This window comes from Streptomyces coryli (genome assembly GCF_011044975.1).
In the GTDB taxonomy this organism is placed as follows: domain Bacteria; phylum Actinomycetota; class Actinomycetes; order Streptomycetales; family Streptomycetaceae; genus Streptomyces; species Streptomyces coryli.
The window spans coordinates 21,756-29,714 of sequence record NZ_JAAKZV010000087.1 but is presented as its reverse complement, the minus strand read 5'-3'; the positions used below and the strand labels follow the sequence as shown (position 1 = coordinate 29,714).

6 protein-coding genes are annotated in these 7,959 nt (G+C 71.5%); all 6 read left to right on the top strand.

What is annotated here, in order from left to right:
* A partial coding sequence (locus tag G5C51_RS20215; protein WP_276617648.1) for a DALR anticodon-binding domain-containing protein occupies positions 1–409 on the top strand: 409 nt, incomplete at its 5' end.
* Between the two features lie 52 nt (positions 410–461).
* Complete coding sequence (gene lysA, locus G5C51_RS20210; RefSeq protein ID WP_165239369.1) at positions 462–1,850, top strand: diaminopimelate decarboxylase; 1,389 nt, start codon at positions 462–464, stop codon at positions 1,848–1,850.
* A 127-nt stretch (positions 1,851–1,977) separates the two neighbouring features.
* Complete coding sequence (locus G5C51_RS20205) at positions 1,978–3,279, top strand: homoserine dehydrogenase (RefSeq protein ID WP_165239367.1); 1,302 nt, start codon at positions 1,978–1,980, stop codon at positions 3,277–3,279.
* A gap of 39 nt (positions 3,280–3,318) precedes the next feature.
* The gene (thrC, locus tag G5C51_RS20200) at positions 3,319–4,386 is read left to right on the top strand and encodes a threonine synthase (RefSeq protein ID WP_165239379.1); all 1,068 of its coding nucleotides are present in this window, start codon (positions 3,319–3,321) and stop codon (positions 4,384–4,386) included.
* Positions 4,387–4,651: 265 nt separating this feature from the next.
* On the top strand, positions 4,652–5,593 hold the full coding sequence (gene thrB / locus G5C51_RS20195) for a homoserine kinase (RefSeq protein ID WP_165239365.1): 942 nt from the start codon (positions 4,652–4,654) through the stop codon (positions 5,591–5,593).
* Positions 5,594–5,953: 360 nt separating this feature from the next.
* Positions 5,954–7,942: a transcription termination factor Rho gene (gene rho, locus G5C51_RS20190; RefSeq protein WP_165239363.1), complete on the top strand. Its 1,989-nt coding sequence runs from the start codon at positions 5,954–5,956 to the stop codon at positions 7,940–7,942.
* Positions 7,943–7,959: the final 17 nt, after the last annotated feature.

The following is a 7,959-nucleotide window of genomic DNA, read 5'->3' as shown; positions in this document are numbered from 1 at the left end:
CGACGAAGCCCTCCTCACCCACCGCGAGACCAGCGCGCTCTTCCGCATCCAGTACGCCCACGCCCGCACCCGCGCGACCGCGCGGAACGCGAGCGACCTCGCGATACGGCACACTCTTGAGGGCGACATCCCCAGCACCGAGGGCGCAGCCCTCACCGCAGGTATCGCCGGCCTCCCCACCGCCGTGGAGTCCGCCGCGATCCACCGGTCCCCGGACCGGATCGCCCGCCACCTGGAGCAGCTCGCCGACGCGTACCTCGCGTACCAGGCGCAGCACCCGCCCCTGCCCCGCGGCGACGAAGACGTCACCGACGACCACCTCGCGCGGCTGCGCCTCACCGCCGCCGCCGGGACGGCGCTGAAACAGGGCCTCGCCCTGCTCGGCATCAGCGCCCCAGAACGCATCTGAACCCACCGCCCCCTCCGTCACCCGAGAACCGCGCCCGAGGAGCACAGCCACCGTGAGTCGTTCCGCCCACCCCGCAGGACCCCGGCACGCCGACGTGCTCCCCGAGGGGCACTACTCGCCGCCGCCCGCCGACCTGAACACGCTCGACAAGCGCGTCTGGTCCCGCACCGTCGACCGCGCCGCCGACGGCGCCGCGACGGTCGCCGGCATCCCGGTCACGCGGCTCGCCGAGGAGCACGGCACCCCGGCGATCTTCCTCGACGAGGACGACTTCCGGGCCCGCTGCCGCGCTTGGGCGGACGCCTTCGCCGGCGCCGACGTCTTCTACGCCGGCAAGGCCTTCCTCTCCCGCGCCGTCGTCCGCTGGCTCACCGAGGAGGGCCTCAACCTCGACGTCTGCTCCGGCGGCGAGCTCGCCGTGGCCCTCTCCGCGGGGATGCCCGCGGACCGCATCGCGATGCACGGCAACAACAAGTCCAACGCCGAGATCGAGCGCGCCGTGGAAGCGGGCGTCGGCCGCATCGTCCTCGACTCCTACCAGGAGATCGTCCGCGTCGCGCACATCGCCCAGCGCCTGGGCAAGACCCAGCGCGTCCAGATCCGCGTCACGGTCGGCGTCGAGGCCCACACCCACGAGTTCATCGCCACCGCCCACGAGGACCAGAAGTTCGGCCTCGCCCTCGCCGACGGCGTCGCCGCGGAGGCCGTCCGCCGCGTGCTCAAGCTCGACGGCCTCGAGCTCGTCGGCATCCACAGCCACATCGGCTCGCAGATCTTCGACATGGCCGGCTTCGAGGTCTCCGCCCGCCGCGTCGTCGGGCTGCTCCGCGAGATCCGCGACGAGCACGGCATCGAGCTCCCCGAGATCGACCTCGGCGGCGGCCTCGGCATCGCGTACACCACCGACGACGACCCGCGCGAGCCGCACGAGATCGCCAAGGCGCTCGGCGACATCGTCTCCCGCGAGTGCACCGCCGCCGGCCTCGCCCAGCCGCGCCTCTCCGTCGAGCCGGGCCGCGCCATCGTCGGCCCGACCGCCTTCACGCTCTACGAGGTCGGCACCGTCAAGGAGCTCGACGGAATCCGCACCTACGTCAGCGTCGACGGCGGCATGTCCGACAACATCCGCACCGCGCTCTACGACGCCGACTACACGGTCGCCCTCGTATCCCGGGCCTCGGACGCCCCGCCCATGCTCTCCCGCGTGGTCGGCAAGCACTGCGAGTCCGGCGACATCGTCGTACGGGACGCCTACCTGCCGTCCGACCTGGCCCCGGGCGACCTCCTCGCGGTCCCGGCCACCGGCGCGTACTGCCGCTCGATGGCCTCGAACTACAACCACCAGCTCAAGCCCCCGGTCGTCGCCGTGAAGGACGGCGAGGCCAGGGTGATCGTCCGCCGCGAGACGGAGGAAGATCTGCTGCGGCTGGACGTCGGCTGAGGAAAATCTCAGCAGGCAAGTCAAGGGTCTCGCATACTGGACAGGCGGTCGAAACTTCCGCCCGCTGGGCGAGACTGGATGGGCGCCCGCCCCGGGCGCGAGGACAGAGCGTGAGAGCGAGGTCGGGATGAGCGGTGCGGCGTCAAGGCAGCCACTGAAGGTGGCATTGCTCGGCTGCGGTTCAGTCGGCTCCGAGGTGGCCCGCCTCATGACGACGCACGCCGACGACCTCGCCGCCCGCATCGGCGCCCCGGTCGAGCTCGCGGGCGTGGCCGTCCGCCGGGCCGGCCGCTCCCGCCCCGGGATCCCCGACGAGCTCCTCACCACCGACGCGAAAGCCCTGGTCAAACGGGGCGACATCGACGTCGTCATCGAGCTCATCGGCGGCATCGAGCCGGCCCGTACGCTCATCACCACCGCCTTCGAGCACGGCGCCAGCGTCGTTACGGGCAACAAGGCGCTGCTCGCCGAGGACGGCCCGGCGCTCTACGAGGCCGCCGACCGGCACGGCGTCGACCTGTACTACGAGGCCGCCGTCGCCGGCGCCATCCCGCTGGTCCGCCCGCTGCGCGAATCCCTCGCGGGCGACAAGGTCAACCGGGTCCTCGGCATCCTGAACGGCACCACGAACTTCATCCTCGACAAGATGGACTCCTCGGGCGCCGGCTACAGCGAGGCCCTCGACGAGGCCACCGCGCTCGGCTATGCCGAGGCCGACCCCACCGCCGACGTCGAGGGCTACGACGCCGCCGCCAAGGCCGCGATCCTGGCCGGCATCGCCTTCCACACCCGGGTCCGCCTCGACGACGTGCACCGCGAGGGCATCACCGAGATCACCGCCGCCGACATGGCCTCGGCGCAGCGCATGGGCTGCACCGTCAAGCTCCTGGCCATCTGCGAGCGCGCCGCCGACGGCCGCTCCGTCACCGCCCGCGTGCACCCCGCGATGATCCCGCTGACCCACCCGCTCGCCTCGGTCCGCGAGGCGTACAACGCGGTCTTCGTCGAGGCCAGCGCGGCCGGCCAGCTGATGTTCTACGGGCCAGGGGCCGGCGGCTCGCCGACCGCCTCCGCCGTCCTCGGCGACCTGGTGGCCGTCTGCCGGCACAAGCTCAAGGGCGGCAACGGCCCGGGCGAATCGGCGTACACCCAGCTGCCCGTCGGCCCGATGGGCGACGTGGTCACGCGCTATCACATCAGCCTCGACGTGGCCGACCGTGCGGGCGTGCTCGCCCATGTGGCGGCCATCTTCGCCGAGCACGACGTGTCCATCGACACCGTCCGGCAGCAGGGCAAGGATGGCGAGGCGTCGCTCGTCGTCGTCACCCACCGCGCGCCCGATTCGGCGCTGCGGGCCGTGGTCGACGAGTTGAGGAAGCTCGACTCCGTGCGGGGAGTCGCCAGCATCATGCGGGTCGAAGGGGAATAGAGGAACCAGCCCATGAACGCTCTTATCGAGGAATCCCGAATGTCCGGCACCCGCCAGTGGCGGGGCATCATCACGGAGTACCGCGACCGGCTGCCCATGCTCGGCCCGGACACTCCCGTGGTGACGCTCGGCGAAGGCGGGACCCCGCTGGTCAGGGCCAACACCCTGTCCGAGGTCACCGGCTGCGAGGTGCACCTGAAGGTCGAGGGCGCCAACCCGACCGGCTCCTTCAAGGACCGCGGCATGACCACGGCCATCTCCAAGGCGAAGGGCGACGGCGCCCAGGCCGTCATCTGCGCGTCCACCGGCAACACGTCGGCCTCCATGGCCGCGTACGCCGCCCGCGCGGGCCTGGTCCCCGCGGCCCTGGTGCCCAAGGGCAAGATCGCGATGGGCAAGATGGCCCAGGCGCTGGTCTACGGCACCCGCATCATCGAGGTAGACGGCAACTTCGACGACTGCCTCAACCTGGCCCGCGCGCTCTCCGAGAAGTACCCGGTGGCGCTGGTGAACTCGGTCAACCCGTTCCGTATCGAAGGCCAGAAGACCGCCGCCTTCGAGATCGTCGACGCCCTCGGCGACGCCCCCGACATCCACGTCCTGCCGGTCGGCAACGCGGGCAACATCACCGCGTACTGGAAGGGCTACCGCGAATACGCGGCCGACGGCACCGCCAAGCACACCCCGCGCATGTGGGGCTACCAGGCGGCGGGCGCCGCCCCGATCGTCCAGGGTGCGCCGGTCACCAACCCGTCGACCCTCGCCACCGCGATCCGGATCGGCAACCCGGCCTCCTGGAAGCTCGCCGAGCAGGCCCGCGACGAGTCCGGCGGCCACATCGAGTCGGTCACCGACCGGCAGATCCTGCGCGCGTACAAGCTCCTCGCCTCGAAGGAGGGCGTCTTCGTCGAGCCCGCCTCCGCGGCCAGCGTCGCCGGCCTGCTGCAGGCGACCGAGCAGGGCCGCGTCGACACCGGCCAGCGCATCGTCTGCACGGTCACGGGCAACGGCCTGAAGGACCCGGACTGGGCGGTGGCCGGCGCGCCCCCGGCGGTCTCGGTCCCGGTCGACGCGGACGCGGCAGCGGAGAAGCTCGGCCTCGCCTGACGGGGGTCTGGGGGCTTCGCCCCCAGATTTTCTTCGCGCGCGACCGCGGCGAAGCCGCAGGCGCACAGGGAAGCCGCATGAAACACACATGCGCCTCCTGTGCGCCCTATGTCGCCACAGAACCTTCCTTCGATAAGCTGTCGTTGCATTATCTTTCCGGAGGCCCCTCCCCATGGCGCGACGCCGGGTGGTCGCAGGGGCTCGATGCGCCGCTTGACGACATCTTCTTGACATCGCACCCCACCTGAGGAGAGTCACCACAGCGATGGCCGGTCCAGCATTCCGCGCCGCCGCCGTACGCGTCCGCGTGCCGGCGACGAGCGCCAACCTCGGTCCGGGCTTCGACGCGTACGGCCTCGCTCTCGGCCTGTACGACGACGTCGTGGTCCGGGTGGCCGACTCCGGACTGCACCTGGACATCGCGGGCGAGGGGGCCGAGACGCTCCCGCGCGACGAGTCCCACCTCCTCGTACGGGCCATGCGCACCGCCTTCGACCTGCTCGGCGGCCAGCCCCGCGGCCTCGAGGTGGTCTGCGCCAACCGCATCCCGCACGGCCGCGGCCTCGGCTCCTCCGCCGCCGCGATCTGCGCCGGCATCACCGCCGCCCGGGCCGTGACGATAGGCGGCGAGGCCCGCCTCGACGACGCCGCGCTGCTCGAGCTGGCCACCGAGATCGAGGGGCACCCCGACAATGTCGCGGCGTGCCTGCTCGGCGGCTTCACGCTCGCCTGGTCCGAGAACGGCGCCGGCGGCGCCCCGGCAGGCGGCGGAGCCGTCCGGGCCGTACGCATGGATCCGGCCGATTCCATCGTTCCGGTGGTCTTGGTGCCGGCTACCGAGGTGCTCACGGAGGCCGCCAGGGGGCTGCTCCCGCGCACCGTTCCGCACGCCGACGCGGCGGCCAACGCCGGCCGCGCCGGACTGCTCGTCGAGGCGCTGACCAGGCGTCCCGAGCATCTCCTCGCCGCCACCGAGGACCGCATCCACCAGGAGTACCGCGCTCCCGCGATGCCCGAAAGTGTGGCGCTGGTGAACCGGCTGCGGGCCGATGGCGTCCCTGCAGTCATCTCGGGTGCGGGCCCTACGGTGCTCGCGCTGACCGACGACGGCTCGGCGGAGAAGGTGGCCGCCGCGGCGACGGACGGCTGGGCGGCCAGCCGGCTGGATCTGGACGCCGACGGAGCGAGCCTGCTGCCGTTGGCGTGACGGGCCGCAAGCGTTGGAGAGGGGGAATGTTTGTTGGATCGGATAGTGTTAACCTCAAGGCAGCACCAGCGCATCACCGCTTGTGATCACTGATTGTGATCGCGTGCATCGGATCGCCTGTGTGCCCTTCTTCCGGGACCCCCCTGCACTGCCTGAGCAGCCTGCCTGCGCAGTGAGGCACCCGATCGGCGTGGTTATGACGCCAAGCCACCAGCACAGATCTCTCCGCCGTGTGTGTACGAAGCACATAGCGGTGGACCACCGCCCCGGCGGGTCCGCAAGTACCAGGACCGCCGCCGGAGAAGCACAACCGGTCGCCGAGCCAGACAGGCCGACGCCCGCTCCAGGGAAGGACCCTTCGTGAGCGACACCACCGATCTGATGGGCGTGGATGCTGCCCAGGGTGCAGCCAGCAGCGCTTCGGACGCCCCCGCCGCCACCTCCGGCACTCGCCGGCGCCGCGGCCCCGGCCTCGAGGGCATGGTGCTGGCCGAGCTGCAGCAGGTCGCGTCCCAACTCGGCATCAAGGGCACCGCGCGGATGCGCAAGGGCCAGCTGATCGAGGTGATCAAGGAGAAGCAGGCCGCAGGCGGCTCCTCCGCACCCGCCAAGGCCGAGGCTCCCGCCGACGGTGGCGCCGAGAAGCCGAAGCGCCGCGCCACCTCCAAGGCCCGTACGGGCGAGGGCGACACCGAGAAGGGCGCCAAGGGCGGCGAGCAGACCGACGGCGGCCAGCAGCAGATCGACATTCCCGGCCAGCCGGCGAAGTCCAAGGACAAGGACCAGGGCGGCAAGTCCGAGCAGTCCGAGTCCAAGGGCGACCGCGGCGCCAAGGGCGAGCAGCCCAAGGACGCCAAGGCCGAGGCAGCTGTCGACAATGCCGAGGGCAAGCAGCGCGACGGCGACGGCGGCGGCCGTAACAAGAACCGCCGCGACCGCCGCGACCGCCAGCGCAACAAGGGCGGCGACGGCGGCGGCAATGACGGCGGCGGCCAGCAGAACCAGGGCGGCGGCCGGCAGAGCCAGAACCAGCAGGGCGGCGGCGGGCAGGGCGGCGGCGGGCAGCGCCAGAACCGCGACGACCGCCAGAACCGCGATGACGACGACGACTTCGAGGGTGGCCGCAGGGGCCGTCGCGGGCGCTACCGCGACCGCCGTGGCCGCCGCGGCCGCGACGACTTCGGCGGCGCCGAGCCGCAGATCTCCGAGGACGACGTCCTGATCCCGGTCGCCGGCATCCTCGACATCCTCGACAACTACGCGTTCGTGCGCACCTCCGGCTACCTGCCGGGCCCGAACGACGTGTACGTGTCGCTCGCCCAGGTCCGTAAGAACGGCCTGCGCAAGGGCGACCACGTCACCGGTGCCGTGCGCCAGCCCAAGGAGGGCGAGCGGCGGGAGAAGTTCAACGCGCTGGTCCGCCTCGACTCCGTCAACGGCTCGGCGCCCGAACAGGGCAAGTCCCGCCCGGAGTTCGGCAAGCTGACGCCGCTGTACCCGCAGGAGCGGATGCGGCTCGAGAACGACCCGCAGGCGCTGATCCCGCGGATCATCGACCTGGTCGCCCCGATCGGCAAGGGCCAGCGCGGCCTGATCGTCGCGCCGCCCAAGACCGGCAAGACGATCATCCTGCAGTCGATTGCCAACGCGATCACGACGAACAACCCCGAGTGCCACCTGATGGTCGTCCTGGTCGACGAGCGTCCGGAAGAGGTCACCGACATGCAGCGCTCGGTCAAGGGCGAGGTCATCTCCTCGACCTTCGACCGCCCGGCCGAGGACCACACCACGGTCGCCGAGCTGTCCATCGAGCGCGCCAAGCGCCTGGTGGAGCTCGGCCACGACGTGGTCGTGCTGCTCGACTCGATCACCCGCCTGGGCCGCGCGTACAACCTCGCCGCCCCGGCATCCGGCCGCATCCTGTCCGGTGGTGTCGACTCGACCGCCCTCTACCCGCCCAAGCGCTTCTTCGGCGCCGCGCGGAACATCGAGGACGGCGGCTCGCTGACCATCCTGGCCACCGCGCTGGTCGAGACCGGCTCGCGGATGGACGAGGTGATCTTCGAGGAGTTCAAGGGCACCGGCAACATGGAGCTGCGGCTCGACCGGAAGCTCTCGGACAAGCGCATCTTCCCGGCGGTGGACGTGGACGCGTCCAGCACCCGTAAGGAAGAGATCCTCATGGGCAGCGATGAGCTGGCGGTCGTCTGGAAGCTGCGCCGGGTGCTGCACGCGCTCGACGCACAGCAGGCGATGGAGCTGCTGCTGGACAAGATGAAGCAGACGAAGTCCAACGCGGAATTCCTGCTCCAGATCCAGAAGACGACGCCGACGCCGAACGGCGACTGATCGGCCGTACGGCCGAC